The 18,363-nt window shown below is 51.3% G+C and carries 12 protein-coding genes; 8 read left to right on the top strand and 4 right to left on the bottom strand.

Annotated elements, in window-relative coordinates; translation table 11 throughout:
- Positions 1-15: 15 nt before the first annotated feature.
- Together yqeB and yqeC are read right to left on the bottom strand one after the other, a co-directional pair.
- Positions 16-1,641, bottom strand: coding sequence for a selenium-dependent molybdenum cofactor biosynthesis protein YqeB (gene yqeB, locus FTE26_RS15835; RefSeq protein ID WP_001020374.1), 1,626 nt, complete (start codon positions 1,639-1,641; stop codon positions 16-18).
- 47 nt (positions 1,642-1,688) lie between these two features.
- Positions 1,689-2,459 carry a selenium cofactor biosynthesis protein YqeC gene (gene yqeC, locus FTE26_RS15830; protein ID WP_001298920.1) on the bottom strand — a complete coding sequence of 257 codons (771 nt, stop codon included), beginning with the start codon at positions 2,457-2,459 and terminating at the stop codon, positions 1,689-1,691.
- A gap of 102 nt (positions 2,460-2,561) precedes the next feature.
- On the opposite strand from yqeC, the gene mocA reads away from it, so the two are divergent.
- The 8 genes from mocA to ghxQ all read left to right on the top strand — a co-directional run bounded on the left by mocA (position 2,562) and on the right by ghxQ (position 15,890).
- The gene (gene mocA / locus FTE26_RS15825) at positions 2,562-3,140 is read left to right on the top strand and encodes a molybdenum cofactor cytidylyltransferase (protein WP_001272856.1); all 579 of its coding nucleotides are present in this window, start codon (positions 2,562-2,564) and stop codon (positions 3,138-3,140) included.
- A gap of 321 nt (positions 3,141-3,461) precedes the next feature.
- Positions 3,462-6,560, top strand: a complete 3,099-nt coding sequence (gene ygfK / locus FTE26_RS15820; RefSeq protein WP_000502429.1) for a putative selenate reductase subunit YgfK — start codon at positions 3,462-3,464, stop codon at positions 6,558-6,560.
- A gap of 2 nt (positions 6,561-6,562) precedes the next feature.
- The gene (gene ssnA, locus FTE26_RS15815) at positions 6,563-7,891 is read left to right on the top strand and encodes a putative aminohydrolase SsnA (RefSeq protein WP_000906276.1); all 1,329 of its coding nucleotides are present in this window, start codon (positions 6,563-6,565) and stop codon (positions 7,889-7,891) included.
- Between the two features lie 50 nt (positions 7,892-7,941).
- Entirely contained in the window at positions 7,942-8,721 is a 780-nt protein-coding gene (gene ygfM / locus FTE26_RS15810; protein ID WP_000572462.1) for a molybdopterin-dependent oxidoreductase FAD-binding subunit, read from the top strand.
- Complete coding sequence (locus FTE26_RS15805) at positions 8,718-11,588, top strand: molybdopterin-dependent oxidoreductase Mo/Fe-S-binding subunit (protein WP_000583611.1); 2,871 nt, start codon at positions 8,718-8,720, stop codon at positions 11,586-11,588. Before ygfM ends, FTE26_RS15805 begins: the two co-directional genes overlap by 4 nt.
- A gap of 164 nt (positions 11,589-11,752) precedes the next feature.
- The gene (xanQ, locus tag FTE26_RS15800; protein WP_001280215.1) at positions 11,753-13,153 is read left to right on the top strand and encodes a xanthine/proton symporter XanQ; all 1,401 of its coding nucleotides are present in this window, start codon (positions 11,753-11,755) and stop codon (positions 13,151-13,153) included.
- Positions 13,154-13,170: 17 nt separating this feature from the next.
- Positions 13,171-14,487, top strand: a complete 1,317-nt coding sequence (gene guaD / locus FTE26_RS15795; RefSeq protein WP_001295158.1) for a guanine deaminase — start codon at positions 13,171-13,173, stop codon at positions 14,485-14,487.
- A gap of 35 nt (positions 14,488-14,522) precedes the next feature.
- Positions 14,523-15,890, top strand: a complete 1,368-nt coding sequence (ghxQ, locus tag FTE26_RS15790; RefSeq protein WP_000012163.1) for a guanine/hypoxanthine transporter GhxQ — start codon at positions 14,523-14,525, stop codon at positions 15,888-15,890.
- A gap of 35 nt (positions 15,891-15,925) precedes the next feature.
- On the opposite strand, the gene FTE26_RS15785 is transcribed toward ghxQ, so the two are convergent.
- Positions 15,926-16,414, bottom strand: coding sequence for a 4Fe-4S dicluster domain-containing protein (locus tag FTE26_RS15785; protein ID WP_000838404.1), 489 nt, complete (start codon positions 16,412-16,414; stop codon positions 15,926-15,928).
- Positions 16,414-18,333, bottom strand: coding sequence for a formate-dependent uric acid utilization protein YgfT (gene ygfT / locus FTE26_RS15780; protein WP_001378370.1), 1,920 nt, complete (start codon positions 18,331-18,333; stop codon positions 16,414-16,416). Before ygfT ends, FTE26_RS15785 begins: the two co-directional genes overlap by 1 nt.
- Positions 18,334-18,363 lie beyond the last annotated feature (30 nt).

The following is an 18,363-nucleotide window of genomic DNA, read 5'->3' as shown; positions in this document are numbered from 1 at the left end:
TCCGGCCATTTTCATTTAAGCCACTTCCAGCACTTCTTTTGTCGCTTTCACGCCCTGATGCATCAACATCATTAACGCCTCAAGTACGCCGCCGCCAATCGCCCGGGCTTTATCAGAAACGCTGGTGAAATCAGCCGTTTCACCACGAGGATCGATATCACCAATTTTAAAACCACCGACCACTGCCAGGCCGTCGTTCAACAAGCCACGCACCATCCCCGTCAACGGTGCTTTAATTTCATGCTCACCAATCCAGGCAATCACATCGCCCTCTTTCACCAGATCGCCTAATTTCACGTTGGATCGCATAATGCCTGCAGCAGGAGCACGGATCACCCGTCGGGTGGTATGCCCCATAATATTGCCAGGAACACCGGTATTCTCCTGCGCACAACCAGAGTAAATCACCTGACCGAGCCAGTGCCCGCGATTTGTTTCAATTACCGCATGACAATCCTTCCCTGCAGTAAAGCCCGGCCCAAGCGCGATTGTTACTGGTGCCATATCTGCCCGCGTTCCCAAATTCTGTTTCGCCAGAATAGCGTCCACCACGCAAAGCGGTTTCAGTTCATCAAGCAATGAACAGGCGGGATCTGCCATCACAGGGATGAATCCGCGTTCGGTAAGTTTCATCGCTTCCGCAGAGCTGGTTGCCAGGCGAGCAGTAACGCCTTCGACCGTCATTTCGCCATCGAACACGGCCTGGGCAAACGCCACGGTACAACGAATCACTGTCGGTTTTTCCACTTCCAGCATGATCACTTTAAAACCCGCATGATACAGACGTAGCGCCACACCACTGGCGATATCTCCCGCACCGCGAATCACCACCAGCTGGTGTCCGGAAGGATGAGAAGGTTTCATCATCAGCCCACCCGGCGCGTTATTTTTCACCTGTAATATTTCTGCCAGCACGCTGATGGCGATCTCCTGCGGCGTTTCCGCACCTATGTTGTAACCAACGGGCGCATGTAAACGGGCAATATGTTCTTCAGCCACGCCTTTCTCACGCAATTGACGCAGGAAAAGCTGAACCTTGCGGCGACTTGCCAGCAACCCCAACCATGCAATGGGCTGTTCAATGAGTTTGTCGAGGGCTTCACGATCCTGATTATTCGTGGCAATCAGGACAAAATTATCAGGGCGAATATCCAGTGCTTCCACTGCTGCACCAAACGACTCAGCATGGAGAAGCGTGGTTGATGGAGGGAATAGTTCAGGATTGAGGCTTTCGCGATAAATATCGGCAACGGCAATATCAAATCCTAATAGCGCCGCACTCTGGGCTATCGCCCGGTTGACATGCCCCGCGCCAATCAACACCAGACGTGGACGCATACCATGGACGCTGATAAATACTGACATTGCACCTCCACAATCTGACCCGACAGCATCCGCACCGTTACGAGCCATACGTCCATGGAATAATCGCGGCTTACGTTCCTGCAATGCCTGAAGTGACTCTTCAATCACCTTCCGCTCAACCATTCCGCCACCAATTGTACCGACGATAGAACCATCGGCGCGCACTAACATTTGTGCAGAATGGCGGGGAGTCGAGCCTCGGCTATCAACAATTTGCGCCATCGCAAACGGACAATTTTGCTCTTCGAGTTTTGCAGCCTCTGTGAAAATATTCATACCAACCTCAATGGATATCCTTTCAGTAACCCGGAATACCCGGGCCGCTAATTCACAAATCTGCGCGCGATTGCAGGATGTTCTTGTATATCGCCCAGCCAGATTGCCTCTACGTCGTGTTGTTGCAGCGGTTGAAGGAGCTCGCTTTGTGCAATCGCATTCTCACATTGAGAAAAACGGTTAATGAACCAGACTCGCCGACAACCTTGCGGTACGTTTTTAAACGCCCCCTGAGGGTGGCGAACCAGCGCAACGAGATCGCTCAGTTGCAAGGTTGCATCAGGTGTTAACCCGGTAATATCAGCAAACTGCGACCAGCGATGGACATTTTCTGTGCTCACTTTCGCGCCCAAAGTATGTCCTCCCATCACAGCAATCACGCAGCAACTGCTTTTGGGTATGCAAGGTTCGTGCTCATCAGGCGCTTTTAACGGCATTCCACGCGAGCCATCTGCTTCAATGAGAATTACGTCACACTCTGGTCGTTGCACCAGTGCATCAATCGCTTCTGGCGTAAATCCCTGCACTTTTCCCTGGTTCGCTTTCCAGCTGTGAAAACAAAATGAAATGGGGGATGTAAGAGACGCATGAGGAAGCATGGCGGGATCACGACAGAAAACCACGGGCCAGTGAGACGTTGGCATAAACATATGTGTCGTCGTCGTGATTAACACACGCCTGCCGCTAGCCTGGAGCAGTTCTGCCAGCCAAAAAAGCAAGCTGGTTTTCCCCCCAGCACCAACAACAGAAATCACAGTGGGACGTTTCTGCGCACCTAAATCAATGACTAATGCCGATGGGTCAACTATACTTTTCACGAGTCTTTATGACCTCTCTGGGATAAATTATCCCCAACTTAATCCATCAGGAAGTAACGCAATTATCAGGCGTTATTAGCCCCTATAAATAATGGAGCCACTATGTCAGCCATCGACTGTATAATTACCGCTGCCGGATTATCATCAAGAATGGGGCAATGGAAAATGATGTTACCCTGGCAACAGGGGACAATTCTTGATACAAGTATCAAAAATGCGTTGCAGTTTTGTAGCCGAATTATTTTAGTCACCGGCTATCGTGGTAATGAACTGCACGAACGTTATGCGAACCAGAGCAATATCACTATTATCCACAACCCAGATTATGCGCAGGGTTTACTAACATCAGTAAAGGCCGCAGTACCCGCAGTGCAAACAGAACATTGTTTTCTCACCCACGGTGACATGCCAACCCTCACCATCGATATTTTTAGAAAAATCTGGTCGTTACGAAATGATGGCGCAATACTGCCACTCCATAATGGCATCCCCGGCCATCCGATTTTAGTGTCAAAACCATGCTTGATGCAGGCAATCCAACGACCCAATGTCACCAATATGCGTCAGGCACTCCTTATGGGAGCTCATTATTCCGTCGAGATAGAAAATGCAGAAATAATTTTAGATATTGATACTCCGGACGACTTTATTACAGCGCAAAAAAGGTATACTAAAATTTAGAAAATGTAGTTAAACGATTGCGTTCAAATATTTAATCTCTCCAGCACTCTTTATCATAATGATAAGGAATCACTGATTTTGAGAAAAGAGAAAAAGTGATAAATGGGCTGACAATAATAATTTTCAGGAGTGATTTTAATTCTCATTTGGCACCTGTGAGTTCATTCACAAAAAGCCTTTAAGTTTCGAGCCGCCTCACATTTTTTTATATTTCCCGCCAAACCTGGCAAGAGTGGTGCGATTGTTGCTCTATCCCCCTAAACCACCGGATTTCTCAACACCGGTCACTCAATGATATCTGTATAAGCTAAGGAGAGGGTTATGGGGGATATTATGCGTCCCATTCCGTTTGAGGAACTTTTGACGCGCATATTTGATGAATACCAACAACAACGCTCAATCTTTGGTATTCCCGAGCAACAGTTTTACTCACCTGTAAAAGGTAAAACTGTTAGCGTCTTCGGTGAAACCTGTGCCACTCCCGTCGGCCCTGCCGCTGGCCCGCACACGCAGCTCGCGCAAAATATTGTCACTTCCTGGCTGACTGGCGGACGCTTCATCGAACTAAAAACCGTCCAAATTCTTGACCGCCTGGAGCTGGAAAAGCCCTGTATCGATGCCGAAGACGAGTGCTTTAACACCGAATGGTCTACCGAATTTACCCTGCTTAAAGCCTGGGATGAATACCTCAAAGCCTGGTTTGCCCTGCACCTTCTCGAAGCGATGTTCCAGCCTTCTGATTCCGGTAAATCGTTCATCTTTAATATGAGCGTCGGTTACAACCTCGAAGGTATTAAGCAACCGCCAATGCAACAGTTCATCGACAATATGATGGACGCATCTGACCATCCGAAATTCGCGCAATATCGCGATACGCTGAATAAATTACTCCAGGATGACGCATTTTTAGCCCGCCACGGATTGCAGGAAAAACGCGAAAGCTTGCAAGCCTTACCCGCTCGCATCCCCACCAGTATGGTGCAGGGCGTCACCCTCTCCACCATGCACGGCTGTCCTCCGCATGAAATCGAAGCCATTTGCCGCTACATGCTGGAAGAAAAAGGGCTCAACACCTTTGTGAAACTTAACCCGACCTTACTGGGATACGCGCGTGTTCGTGAGATCCTCGATGTCTGCGGTTTCGGTTACATAGGCTTAAAAGAAGAGTCATTTGATCACGACCTCAAGCTGACGCAAGCACTGGAAATGCTGGAACGCCTGATGGCACTGGCAAAAGAAAAATCACTCGGCTTTGGCGTAAAACTGACTAACACTCTCGGCACCATCAACAATAAAGGCGCACTGCCTGGTGAAGAGATGTATATGTCAGGCCGTGCGCTGTTCCCGCTCTCCATCAATGTTGCAGCAGTTCTCTCTCGCGCCTTTGACGGCAAACTGCCCATTTCTTATTCCGGTGGTGCCAGTCAGCTGACTATCCGCGATATTTTTGATACAGGTATTCGCCCTATTACTATGGCAACCGACCTGCTGAAACCTGGCGGCTATTTGCGCTTAAGTGCCTGCATGCGCGAGCTGGAAGGCTCCGACGCCTGGGGACTTGACCATGTTGACGTCGAACGACTGAACAGACTGGCAGCAGATGCGTTAACCATGGAATACACCCAGAAACACTGGAAGCCAGAAGAGCGTATTGAAGTGGCAGAAGACCTGCCGCTGACCGATTGCTACGTTGCCCCCTGTGTTACTGCCTGCGCTATCAAGCAAGATATTCCGGAATACATCCGTCTGCTTGGCGAACACCGCTATGCCGACGCGCTGGAACTCATCTACCAACGCAACGCTCTGCCCGCCATTACCGGTCATATTTGCGATCACCAGTGCCAATACAACTGTACCCGCCTGGATTACGACAGTGCGCTGAATATCCGCGAACTGAAAAAAGTCGCGCTGGAAAAAGGTTGGGATGAATATAAGCAACGCTGGCACAAACCAGCCGGTTCTGGTTCACGCCATCCGGTTGCCGTGATTGGTGCAGGTCCGGCGGGTCTGGCAGCAGGTTACTTCCTTGCCAGAGCGGGCCATCCGGTTACGCTGTTTGAACGCGAAGCCAATGCGGGCGGCGTGGTGAAAAATATCATTCCTCAGTTCCGTATTCCGGCTGAGTTAATTCAGCACGATATCGATTTTGTTGCCGATCACGGCGTGAAATTTGAGTATGGCTGCTCACCCGATTTGACCGTTGAACAGTTAAAAAATCAGGGCTTCCACTATGTTCTGATTGCCACCGGCACTGATAAAAATAGCGGTGTGAAACTGGCGGGTGACAACCAAAATGTTTGGAAATCACTCCCCTTCCTGCGTGAATACAACAAGGGTACAGCGCTCAAGCTGGGCAAACATGTGGTCGTTGTCGGGGCGGGTAACACCGCAATGGACTGCGCTCGTGCGGCGTTACGCGTTCCAGGCGTAGAAAAAGCAACGATCGTTTACCGTCGTTCACTGCAAGAGATGCCCGCATGGCGCGAAGAGTATGAAGAAGCGTTGCACGACGGCGTGGAGTTCCGTTTCCTGAATAATCCGGAACGTTTCGATGCTGATGGCACCTTAACCTTGCGCGTTATGTCGCTTGGCGAACCCGATGAGAAAGGCCGTCGCCGTCCGGTTGAAACCAACGAAACAGTAACACTGCATGTAGACAGCCTGATCACCGCCATTGGTGAACAGCAGGATACTGAAGCCCTGAATGCGATGGGCGTGCCGCTGGACAAAAACGGCTGGCCAGACGTCGACCACAATGGCGAAACTCGTCTGACTGACGTCTTTATGATCGGCGACGTACAGCGCGGACCATCCTCCATTGTCGCTGCTGTCGGAACCGCGCGTCGGGCGACCGATGCCATCCTTAGTCGGGAAAATATCCGTTCCCACCAGAACGATAAATACTGGAACAACGTCAATCCGGCGGAAATCTATCAACGTAAAGGCGATATCTCTATCACTCTGGTGAACAGTGACGATCGTGACGCGTTTGTCGCCCAGGAAGCCGCTCGCTGCCTCGAATGTAACTACGTTTGCAGCAAGTGTGTGGATGTCTGCCCGAACCGCGCCAACGTCTCCATTGCGGTCCCAGGCTTCCAGAATAGATTCCAGACGCTGCACCTCGACGCTTACTGTAACGAATGCGGCAACTGCGCTCAGTTCTGTCCGTGGAACGGTAAACCATACAAAGACAAAATCACCGTTTTCAGCCTGGCGCAAGACTTTGATAACAGCAGCAACCCAGGCTTCCTTGTGGAAGATTGCCGGGTACGAGTACGACTGAATAACCAAAGCTGGGTGTTAAACATCGACAGCGAAGGTCAGTTCAACAACGTACCACCGGAGCTGAACGATATGTGCCGCATCATCAGCCATGTCCACCAGCATCATCATTATCTGCTGGGCCGCGTGGAGGTGTAATCATGTTGATTCTGAAGAATGTCACCGCAGTGCAGTTACACCCGGCGAAAGTGCAGGAAGGCGTTGATATCGCTATCGAAAATGATGTGATTGTCGCTATCGGCGATGCCCTGACGCAACGCTACCCCGATGCCAGCTACAAAGAGATGCATGGTCGGATTGTGATGCCGGGAATTGTCTGCTCGCACAACCATTTTTACTCGGGGCTTTCCCGCGGAATTATGGCAAACATCGCCCCCTGCCCGGATTTCATCTCAACGCTGAAAAATCTCTGGTGGCGGCTCGATCGCGCCCTTGATGAAGAGTCGCTCTATTACAGCGGGCTGATTTGTTCCCTAGAAGCGATTAAGAGCGGATGTACATCGGTTATCGATCACCATGCCTCTCCGGCGTATATCGGCGGGTCGCTCTCCACATTGCGCGACGCATTTTTAAAAGTTGGCCTGCGCGCGATGACCTGTTTTGAAACTACTGACCGTAACAACGGCATCAAAGAGTTGCAGGAAGGTGTAGAAGAAAACATCCGCTTCGCCCGTCAGATTGATGAGGCGAAGAAAGCAGCAACCGAGCCGTATCTGGTGGAAGCACATATCGGTGCTCACGCGCCGTTTACCGTGCCAGATGCCGGTCTGGAGATGCTACGTGAAGCCGTGAAAGCCACAGGCCGTGGTTTGCATATTCACGCTGCGGAAGACCTTTACGACGTTTCCTACAGTCACCACTGGTACGGCAAAGACCTGCTGGCACGACTGGCGCAATTCGATCTCATCGATAGCAAAACGCTGGTCGCTCATGGGCTGTACTTGTCGAAAGATGACATCGCCCTACTCAATCAGCGCGATGCGTTCCTGGTGCATAACGCCCGTTCAAACATGAACAACCATGTCGGCTACAACCATCACCTTAGCGACATCCGCAATCTGGCGTTGGGAACGGACGGCATTGGTTCGGACATGTTTGAAGAGATGAAATTTGCCTTCTTTAAACATCGCGATGCGGGTGGTCCGCTGTGGCCTGACAGTTTTGCCAAAGCCCTGACTAACGGTAACGAACTGATGAGCCGCAACTTTGGCGCGAAATTTGGACTTCTGGAAGCCGGTTACAAAGCTGATTTAACCATTTGCGATTACAACTCACCGACGCCGCTGCTGGCAGACAATATCGCCGGGCATATCGCTTTCGGTATGGGCTCAGGCAGCGTTCACAGCGTGATGGTCAATGGTGTGATGGTCTATGAAGACCGTCAGTTTAACTTCGATTGCGATTCCATTTATGCACAAGCCAGAAAAGCCGCTGCCAGTATGTGGCGTCGGATGGATGCGCTGGCATAAATGACAGATGCCCTCTTCCCGCAGGGAAGAGGGTTAAATAAGGAAAGAAGATGATTGAACAATTTTTCAGGCCCGACTCTGTCGAACAGGCGCTGGAACTGAAGCGCCGCTACCAGGATGAAGCCGTCTGGTTCGCCGGGGGCAGCAAACTCAATGCTACACCAACCCGTACCGATAAAAAGATTGCCATTTCCTTACAGGATCTGGAACTGGACTGGGTTGACTGGGATAACGGTGCACTGCGGATTGGCGCAATGTCTCGCTTGCAGCCACTGCGTGATGCGCGATTTATTCCTGCAGCGCTGCGTGAAGCCCTCGGTTTTGTTTACTCACGCCATGTTCGTAATCAGTCGACCATTGGTGGTGAAATCGCCGCCCGCCAGGAAGAGTCGGTGCTGCTTCCCGTCCTGTTGGCACTGGATGCTGAACTGGTTTTTGGCAACGGCGAAACGCTGTCAATCGAGGACTACCTGGCCTGCCCATGCGATCGCCTGCTAACCGAAATTATCATTAAAGATCCGTATCGCACCTGTGCGACCCGCAAAATTAGCCGTTCTCAGGCAGGTTTAACCGTCGTGACGGCAGCCGTTGCAATGACAGACCACGACGGTATGCGAATTGCGCTGGATGGCGTCGCCAGTAAAGCACTGCGTCTGCATGATGTCGAAAAACAAAATCTGGAAGGCAATGCACTTGAACAGGCTGTCGCCAACGCCATTTTCCCGCAGGAAGATTTGCGGGGCAGCGTGGCCTATAAACGCTATATCACGGGAGTTCTGGTAGCCGACCTGTATGCCGACTGCCAACAGGCTGGGGAGGAAGCCGTATGATCATCCACTTTACTTTAAATGGCGCGCCTCAGGAGCTAACCGTTAATCCAGGCGAAAACGTGCAAAAGCTGTTGTTTAACATGGGAATGCACTCTGTACGCAACAGTGATGATGGCTTCGGGTTTGCCGGTTCTGACGCAATAATCTTTAACGGTAATATCGTTAACGCGTCCTTGCTTATTGCCGCACAGTTAGAGAAGGCAGATATTCGTACCGCAGAATCTTTGGGCAAATGGAACGAGTTAAGTCTGGTTCAACAGGCAATGGTTGATGTTGGCGTGGTGCAGTCTGGTTATAACGATCCAGCTGCAGCTCTGATTATCACCGATCTTCTCGATCGCATCGCCGCACCTACCCGCGAAGAGATCGACGACGCGCTTTCTGGTTTGTTCAGCCGCGATGCAGGCTGGCAACAATACTATCAGGTCATTGAACTGGCGGTTGCACGTAAAAATAATCCGCAGGCCACCATTGATATCGCTCCGACTTTCCGTGACGACCTTGAAGTCATTGGCAAGCATTATCCTAAAACTGATGCCGCGAAAATGGTGCAGGCGAAACCCTGCTATGTTGAAGACCGCGTAACGGCTGACGCCTGCGTCATTAAAATGTTACGTAGCCCACACGCTCACGCACTGATTACTCATCTGGATGTCAGCAAAGCTGAAGCCTTACCGGGCGTCGTTCACGTTATTACTCACCTGAATTGCCCGGATATCTACTATACCCCGGGTGGTCAGAGCGCACCGGAACCGTCACCGCTTGACCGCCGTATGTTCGGCAAGAAAATGCGTCACGTCGGCGATCGTGTTGCTGCGGTCGTCGCAGAAAGTGAAGAAATTGCGCTCGAAGCATTGAAGCTCATCGACGTTGAATATGAAGTGCTTAAGCCGGTAATGTCGATCGACGAAGCAATGGCGGAAGATGCGCCTGTCGTGCACGATGAACCGGTGGTGTATGTTGCTGGTGCGCCAGATACTCTGGAAGACGATAACAGCCATGCAGCCCAGCGCGGCGAGCATATGATCATCAACTTCCCGATCGGTTCTCGCCCTCGCAAAAATATCGCCGCCAGTATTCATGGTCATATTGGCGATATGGACAAAGGCTTTGCCGATGCCGATGTGATCATTGAGCGAACCTATAACTCAACGCAGGCACAGCAGTGCCCGACTGAAACACATATCTGCTTTACCCGGATGGACGGCGATCGTCTGGTTATCCACGCCTCCACCCAGGTACCATGGCACTTACGCCGCCAGGTCGCGCGCCTCGTAGGCATGAAACAGCATAAAGTTCATGTCATTAAAGAGCGAGTTGGCGGCGGTTTTGGTTCCAAACAGGACATCCTGCTGGAAGAAGTGTGCGCCTGGGCAACCTGCGTGACCGGGCGTCCGGTACTGTTCCGCTACACCCGTGAAGAAGAGTTTATTGCTAACACCTCTCGTCACGTCGCGAAAGTCACCGTCAAACTGGGAGCGAAAAAAGATGGTCGCCTGACGGCAGTGAAGATGGATTTCCGCGCCAACACTGGCCCTTACGGCAACCACTCACTCACCGTACCGTGTAACGGACCGGCGCTGTCGCTGCCGTTATATCCGTGCGATAACGTCGATTTCCAGGTCACCACCTACTACAGCAACATTTGCCCAAATGGTGCTTATCAGGGTTATGGCGCACCGAAAGGTAACTTCGCTATCACCATGGCATTAGCGGAACTGGCTGAACAGTTACAGATCGACCAACTGGAAATTATCGAACGTAACCGGGTACACGAAGGGCAAGAGCTGAAAATTCTCGGTGCAATCGGTGAAGGTAAAGCGCCGACCTCCGTTCCTTCCGCCGCCAGCTGTGCACTGGAAGAGATCCTGCGTCAGGGTCGCGAGATGATCCAATGGTCGTCACCGAAACCGCAAAATGGTGACTGGCACATCGGTCGCGGCGTCGCCATTATCATGCAGAAATCGGGTATCCCGGATATCGATCAGGCTAACTGCATGATCAAACTGGAATCGGACGGCACCTTTATCGTTCATTCTGGCGGTGCGGATATTGGTACTGGTCTGGATACTGTGGTGACGAAACTGGCAGCAGAAGTGCTGCATTGTCCACCGCAGGACGTGCATGTTATCTCCGGTGATACCGATCATGCGTTGTTTGATAAAGGCGCATATGCCTCGTCCGGTACTTGCTTCTCGGGTAACGCGGCGCGTTTGGCAGCGGAAAATCTGCGGGAGAAAATTCTGTTCCACGGCGCGCAAATGTTGGGTGAGGCAGTGGCAGATGTTCAACTGGCAACGCCGGGCGTCGTGCGCGGCAAGAAAGGCGAAGTCAGCTTCGGGGATATTGCTCATAAAGGCGAAACCGGCACCGGCTTTGGTTCACTGGTGGGAACTGGCAGTTATATCACGCCTGATTTCGCCTTCCCGTATGGCGCAAACTTCGCTGAAGTTGCCGTCAACACGCGTACGGGTGAAATCCGCCTGGATAAATTCTACGCCTTGCTGGACTGCGGTACACCGGTCAACCCGGAATTAGCATTGGGACAAATCTACGGTGCTACCCTGCGAGCTATCGGCCACAGTATGAGCGAAGAGATCATTTATGACGCCGAAGGTCACCCGTTAACGCGTGATTTACGCAGTTACGGCGCACCGAAAATTGGTGACATTCCGCGTGATTTCCGCGCTGTGCTGGTGCCGAGCGACGATAAAGTCGGCCCGTTCGGGGCGAAATCGATCTCGGAAATCGGTGTAAATGGCGCAGCTCCGGCGATTGCTACCGCAATTCACGATGCATGCGGCATCTGGTTACGCGAATGGCATTTCACACCGGAGAAAATACTCACTGCGCTGGAAAAAATATAAATAATAAATGGCCGCTTCGGCGGCCTGTTTCTCTGTTTGGACGATGACTAAATAGTGACTGCGAAAATGAGATAAGCCGTTCTCAAGGCGTCCTGCGCCCCAAATTCGTGGGAATTTATTTTACTAATTCAGATGATCAAATTTACTTTAAAAGGAGTGAAGGGATGTCTGATATAAACAATGCAGGTTCTGACCTTATATTTGAACTGGAGGATCGCCCTCCCTTTCATCAGGCTCTCGTTGGTGCCATTACCCATCTGTTGGCAATTTTCGTTCCGATGGTAACCCCCGCGTTAATCGTGGGGGCGGCCTTACAGCTTTCCGCTGAAACAACTGCCTATCTTGTTTCTATGGCGATGATCGCCTCTGGTATTGGTACCTGGTTACAAGTAAACCGCTACGGCATCGTCGGTTCTGGCCTACTCTCAATTCAGTCAGTCAATTTTTCATTTGTTACGGTCATGATTGCGCTGGGCAGCAGCATGAAAAGCGACGGTTTTCACGAAGAGTTAATCATGTCGTCGCTTCTCGGCGTCTCCTTCGTTGGCGCATTTCTGGTTGTCGGATCTTCATTTATCTTGCCCTATTTACGTCGGGTTATTACGCCTACCGTCAGCGGTATTGTGGTACTGATGATCGGCTTAAGCCTGATTAAAGTCGGCATTATCGATTTTGGTGGAGGATTTGCAGCCAAAAGCAGCGGTACGTTCGGCAATTACGAACATCTCGGCGTTGGTTTATTGGTTTTAATTGTGGTGATCGGCTTTAACTGCTGTCGCAGTCCGTTGCTACGCATGGGAGGGATCGCCATTGGGCTATGTGTCGGCTATATCGCATCGTTATGCCTGGGCATGGTGGATTTCAGCAGTATGCGCAATTTGCCGTTAATCACCATCCCGCATCCGTTCAAATACGGCTTTAGTTTTAGCTTCCATCAGTTCCTGGTGGTTGGCACGATTTATCTGCTTAGCGTGCTGGAAGCTGTCGGCGATATCACCGCCACGGCAATGGTTTCCCGCCGACCCATTCAGGGAGAAGAGTATCAGTCCCGACTGAAAGGCGGCGTGCTGGCAGACGGTCTGGTTTCTGTTATCGCCTCCGCTGTCGGGTCATTACCCTTAACCACGTTTGCGCAAAATAATGGGGTTATTCAGATGACTGGCGTCGCTTCACGTTATGTCGGGCGAACCATCGCGGTAATGCTGGTTATCCTCGGTTTGTTTCCGATGATTGGCGGCTTCTTCACGACCATTCCCTCGGCAGTTCTGGGAGGCGCAATGACGTTGATGTTTTCCATGATTGCCATCGCTGGGATTCGCATAATCATCACCAACGGTTTAAAGCGCCGAGAAACACTTATTGTCGCCACTTCTTTAGGTTTAGGACTTGGCGTCTCCTACGATCCCGAAATTTTTAAAATATTGCCAGCCTCTATTTATGTACTAGTTGAAAACCCTATTTGTGCTGGCGGGTTAACTGCGATTTTATTAAATATTATCCTCCCTGGTGGCTACCGACAGGAAAACGTTCTGCCTGGTATTACCTCAGCGGAAGAGATGGATTAACAGTAAAGGAGTCAATGATGTCAGGAGAACACACGTTGAAAGCGGTACGAGGCAGTTTTATTGATGTCACCCGTACGGTCGATAACCCGGAAGAGATTGCCTCTGCGCTGCGGTTTATTGAGGATGGTTTATTACTCATTAAACAGGGAAAAGTGGAATGGTTTGGCGAATGGGAAGACGGAAAGCATCAAATTCCTGACACTATTCGCGTGCGCGACTATCGCGGCAAACTGATAGTACCGGGCTTTGTCGATACACATATCCATTATCCGCAAAGTGAAATGGTGGGGGCCTATGGTGAACAATTGCTGGAGTGGTTGAATAAACACACCTTCCCTACTGAACGTCGTTATGAGGATTTAGAGTACGCCCGCGAAATGTCGGCATTCTTCATCAAGCAGCTTTTACGTAACGGAACCACCACGGCGCTGGTGTTTGGCACTGTTCATCCGCAATCTGTTGATGCGCTGTTTGAAGCCGCCAGTCATATCAATATGCGTATGATTGCCGGTAAGGTGATGATGGACCGCAACGCACCGGATTATCTGCTCGACACTGCCGAAAGCAGCTATCACCAAAGCAAAGAACTGATTGAACGCTGGCACAAAAATGGTCGTCTGCTATATGCGATTACGCCACGCTTCGCCCCGACCTCATCTCCTGAACAGATGGCGATGGCGCAACGCCTGAAAGAAGAATATCCGGATACGTGGGTACATACCCATCTCTGTGAAAACAAAGATGAAATTGCCTGGGTGAAATCGCTTTATCCTGACCATGATGGTTATCTGGATGTTTACCATCAGTACGGCCTGACCGGTAAAAACTGTGTCTTTGCTCACTGCGTCCATCTCGAAGAAAAAGAGTGGGATCGTCTCAGCGAAACCAAATCCAGCATTGCTTTCTGTCCGACCTCCAACCTTTACCTCGGCAGCGGCTTATTCAACTTGAAAAAAGCATGGCAGAAGAAAGTTAAAGTGGGCATGGGAACGGATATCGGTGCCGGAACCACTTTCAACATGCTGCAAACGCTGAACGAAGCCTACAAAGTATTGCAATTACAAGGCTATCGCCTCTCGGCATATGAAGCGTTTTACCTGGCCACGCTCGGCGGAGCGAAATCTCTGGGCCTTGACGATTTGATTGGCAACTTTTTACCTGGCAAAGAGGCTGATTTCGTGGTGATGGAACCCACCGCCACTCCGCTACAGCAGCTGCGCTATGACAACTCTGTTTCTTTAGTCGACAAATTGTTCGTGATGATGACGTTGGGCGATGACCGTTCGATCTACCGCACCTACGTTGATGGTCGTCTGGTGTACGAACGCAACTAATAATAAAACTTTAACATCCTCGTGAGGACATCATTATGTCTGGAGACATCCTACAAACACCGGACGCACCAAAGCCACAGGGCGCGCTGGATAATTATTTTAAAATTACCGCTCGTGGCAGTACCGTTCGTCAGGAAGTACTGGCTGGCTTAACGACCTTTCTGGCCATGGTTTATTCCGTTATCGTCGTTCCGGGAATGCTGGGCAAAGCAGGTTTTCCTCCCGCAGCTGTGTTTGTTGCCACCTGTCTGGTCGCGGGCTTCGGCTCGTTGCTGATGGGGTTGTGGGCCAATTTGCCAATGGCGATTGGTTGTGCGATTTCCTTGACGGCATTTACCGCATTCAGTCTGGTACTCGGGCAACAAATTAGCGTTCCTGTCGCACTGGGCGCGGTCTTTCTGATGGGCGTCATCTTCACCGCTATTTCCGTAACCGGTGTGCGTACCTGGATCTTACGTAATTTACCGATGGGTATCGCTCACGGTACAGGTATCGGTATCGGCCTGTTTCTGCTGCTGATTGCTGCTAACGGTGTGGGTATGGTTATCAAAAACCCGATTGAAGGCTTGCCAGTGGCGCTCGGTGCGTTTACCTCCTTCCCGGTGATGATGAGCTTGCTGGGGCTGGCGGTCATCTTCGGTCTGGAGAAGTGCCGCGTACCCGGCGGGATCTTGTTGGTGATTATCGCAATTTCGATTATCGGCTTAATCTTTGACCCAGCGGTGAAATACCACGGTCTGGTGGCGATGCCAAGTCTGACTGGCGAAGATGGTAAGTCTCTGATTTTCAGCCTCGATATTATGGGCGCACTCCAGCCAACCGTACTTCCGAGTGTACTGGCATTGGTGATGACCGCAGTGTTCGACGCCACTGGCACCATCCGTGCCGTCGCCGGTCAGGCGAATTTGTTGGATAAAGACAACCAGATCATCAATGGCGGCAAAGCCCTGACCAGTGACTCAGTAAGTTCAATATTCTCCGGTCTGGTGGGCGCAGCGCCCGCAGCGGTTTATATCGAATCAGCGGCAGGAACCGCCGCCGGGGGTAAAACAGGGTTGACCGCAACCGTAGTGGGGGCGTTATTCCTGCTGATTCTGTTCTTATCACCGCTGTCATTTTTGATCCCTGGTTACGCCACTGCACCCGCTCTGATGTACGTGGGTTTGCTGATGTTAAGTAACGTCTCGAAGCTGGATTTCAACGATTTTATTGACGCAATGGCTGGCCTGGTGTGTGCCGTGTTCATCGTTCTGACTTGTAATATCGTTACCGGTATTATGCTGGGCTTTGTGACACTGGTCGTAGGCCGTGTCTTTGCTCGCGAATGGCAAAAGTTGAATATTGGTACGGTGATCATTACTGCCGCACTGGTCGCATTTTACGCGGGTGGTTGGGCAATCTAATAGATTCTCCGCGCCTTTCAGCGCGGAGATTTCTTTCACAGAGGATTCTCACCGCTGGCAACAATACGCTGCTGGCGGACTCGCCTGAGTTCTCTTTCAGTAAGCAACTGCAGCGCCTGTGTCGGGCAAGATTCAACACAGGCTGGCCCCTCTTCCCGCTGTTCACAGAGATCGCATTTCACAATTTGTTGTCGGGTATCCCCCGGCAACGACTGAATGGAGATCATTCCAAACGGGCACGCACTGACGCAACTCTGACAGCCAATACAACGGGCAGAATTGGTCTGCACCACCTGCTCGCCCATCGTCAGCGCCCCCACGGGGCAAGCGCCAACACAAGGGGCGTTTTCACACTGATGGCACATCACCGGCGCACTGATGCTGTCCAGTCGCTGTACCTTCAGCCGGGGTAAAAAGACATCGGCATTCAACTCCTGTTCTGGAGGGTGAGCGACCACACAGGCTACTTCACAAGTACGGCAGCCAATACAGTCAGCCGGATTAACGATAATTAACGATTTCATCACGATGCCTTCGTATCAAACAGAGTTAACATATCGCGCGCCGCCTGCCTTCCTGCGGCCATTGCAGTGACAACCAGATCCGCGCCATGAACTGCATCACCACCAGCAAAGACTTTTTTCAGATGCGTCTGGGTAGGTAAATACCCGACGTCACCGGTTTGAATCAGGCCCCATTTATCGAGTTTAATTCCGCTGCCCTGCAACCACGGCATGGCATGCGCCTGGAAACCAAAGGCCATAATCAGAACATCGGCGGGCAATTCAAACTCTGAACCCGCAACCGCACGAGGACGACGGCGACCATCCGGCCCCGGCTCACCCATGGCGGTACGAATCAGGCCCACCGCAGTTAAACGCCCATCTTCGTCACAAGCGATATATTGCGGTTGAACATTGAACTGAAACTCGACACCTTCCTCGCGCGCATTAACCACCTCTTTGCGCGAGCCCGGCATACTGACTTCATCACGACGATACGCGCAGGTCACGCTGGCGGCATTGAGGCGGATGGAAGTCCGCAAACAATCCATTGTCGTATCGCCACCGCCCAATACCACGACTCGCTTACCTTCCACGTCCGTCAGCGGATACTCTTCAGACTCCGGCAATCCCATGAGCTGGCGGGTATGGGCAGTCAGGAACGGTAGAGCCTGAATGACACCGGGCGCATCTTCATGCGGCAGATCTGCTCGCATCATCCCGTAAGTCCCCACGCCGATGAAAACTGCATCATATTCAGAAGTTAAATCGCTAAAGGTAATATCGCGGCCAATTTCACAGTTGAGATGAAAGTCGATTCCCATTGCGGTGAATATCTCTCGCCGCTGGCTTAATACCGTTTTATCGAGTTTGAAAGGAGGAATGCCAAAAGTCAGCATACCGCCAATTTCTGGATGGCGATCAAAGACATCAACCTGAACTCCTGCGCGCGCCAGAATATCAGCACACCCTAACCCTGCTGGCCCAGCGCCAATCACCGCCACTTTTTCGCTACGGGGAACAACTTTGCTGACATCGGGACGCCAGCCCATCGCCAGCGCGGTATCGGTGATGTAGCGTTCCAGATTACCGATAGTGACTGCGCCAGAGTGATCTTTCAAAGTACATGCGCCTTCACAAAGACGGTCCTGTGGACATACCCTGCCGCAGATTTCTGGTAAGGAACTGGTCTGGTGGCAAAGTTCTGCCGCTTCAATAATCTTTCCCTCCTGTACCAGACGGATGTAATCCGGAATAGCGTTATGCAGCGGGCAATGCCAGTTGCAGTTAGCTTTTTCGGCACAATAAACACAGCGGTCACTCTCATAAGTCGCTTGCAGTGGATCCAGCCCGCAATAGATTTCGCCAAAGTGGTTTTTCCGTTCACTTGCTGAAATTTTATCTGCGCCTTTACGCGAGTTAACGGGGAGCAACGCTGCACTGCGAGATGGCTGAGCGACTGATGACGCTTTTCCTGCTGCCGTTTTGCGCTGGCGGGCCACCTTTATCTGCTGTAACCCTTTATCGTCCATCAGTCGTAACGCCTGTGTTGGGCAGACTTCAATACAGGCTTGCGTGCCAGAACTGCGCTGGTTACAAAGGTCGCATTTCTGCGCAATCGTATCGACCATCTCAACGACGCCAAAGGGGCAAGCGATTGCGCATCTTTTACAACCAATACATTTTTGCTCGTCCAGTTGTACGCTATCGGACTGGAAAGTCAGAGCATTAACCGGACAAGCCGTAACGCAAGGGGCATTGTTGCAGTGATGGCAGGCCACCGGATTCGCAGCCTGGCCTTTCCCTACAACGTGGATACGCGGTCTAAAGTCACTGTGACTCAGCGGCCAGTTTTCTTGATTGTGTGCCACCGCACAGGCAATTTCACAAGCATGACAGCCTATACATTCCGCAGCTTCAGCAGCGATAAACTTATTCATTTGCATCCCTTTCATTTAATGAGTTATGTC

Origin of the sequence: Escherichia sp. S10b, assembly GCF_028421345.1 — a bacterium.
Lineage (GTDB): Bacteria > Pseudomonadota > Gammaproteobacteria > Enterobacterales > Enterobacteriaceae > ECMA0423.
Note: the sequence above shows the minus strand (reverse complement) of the source record. Positions and strands in the feature narration are given on the sequence as shown.

What these genes read in the sequence shown, in the direction of transcription:
- FTE26_RS15785 (WP_000838404.1), bottom strand. Translation starts at nt 16,414, where the DNA reads ATGAAATCGTTAATTATCGTTAATCCGGCTGACTGTATTGGCTGCCGT.
- ssnA (WP_000906276.1), top strand. Translation starts at nt 6,563, where the DNA reads ATGTTGATTCTGAAGAATGTCACCGCAGTGCAGTTACACCCGGCGAAA.
- ygfM (WP_000572462.1), top strand. Translation starts at nt 7,942, where the DNA reads ATGATTGAACAATTTTTCAGGCCCGACTCTGTCGAACAGGCGCTGGAA.
- FTE26_RS15805 (WP_000583611.1), top strand. Translation starts at nt 8,718, where the DNA reads ATGATCATCCACTTTACTTTAAATGGCGCGCCTCAGGAGCTAACCGTT.
- xanQ (WP_001280215.1), top strand. Translation starts at nt 11,753, where the DNA reads ATGTCTGATATAAACAATGCAGGTTCTGACCTTATATTTGAACTGGAG.
- ygfK (WP_000502429.1), top strand. Translation starts at nt 3,462, where the DNA reads ATGGGGGATATTATGCGTCCCATTCCGTTTGAGGAACTTTTGACGCGC.
- ghxQ (WP_000012163.1), top strand. Translation starts at nt 14,523, where the DNA reads ATGTCTGGAGACATCCTACAAACACCGGACGCACCAAAGCCACAGGGC.
- mocA (WP_001272856.1), top strand. Translation starts at nt 2,562, where the DNA reads ATGTCAGCCATCGACTGTATAATTACCGCTGCCGGATTATCATCAAGA.
- ygfT (WP_001378370.1), bottom strand. Translation starts at nt 18,333, where the DNA reads ATGAATAAGTTTATCGCTGCTGAAGCTGCGGAATGTATAGGCTGTCAT.
- guaD (WP_001295158.1), top strand. Translation starts at nt 13,171, where the DNA reads ATGTCAGGAGAACACACGTTGAAAGCGGTACGAGGCAGTTTTATTGAT.
- yqeB (WP_001020374.1), bottom strand. Translation starts at nt 1,641, where the DNA reads ATGAATATTTTCACAGAGGCTGCAAAACTCGAAGAGCAAAATTGTCCG.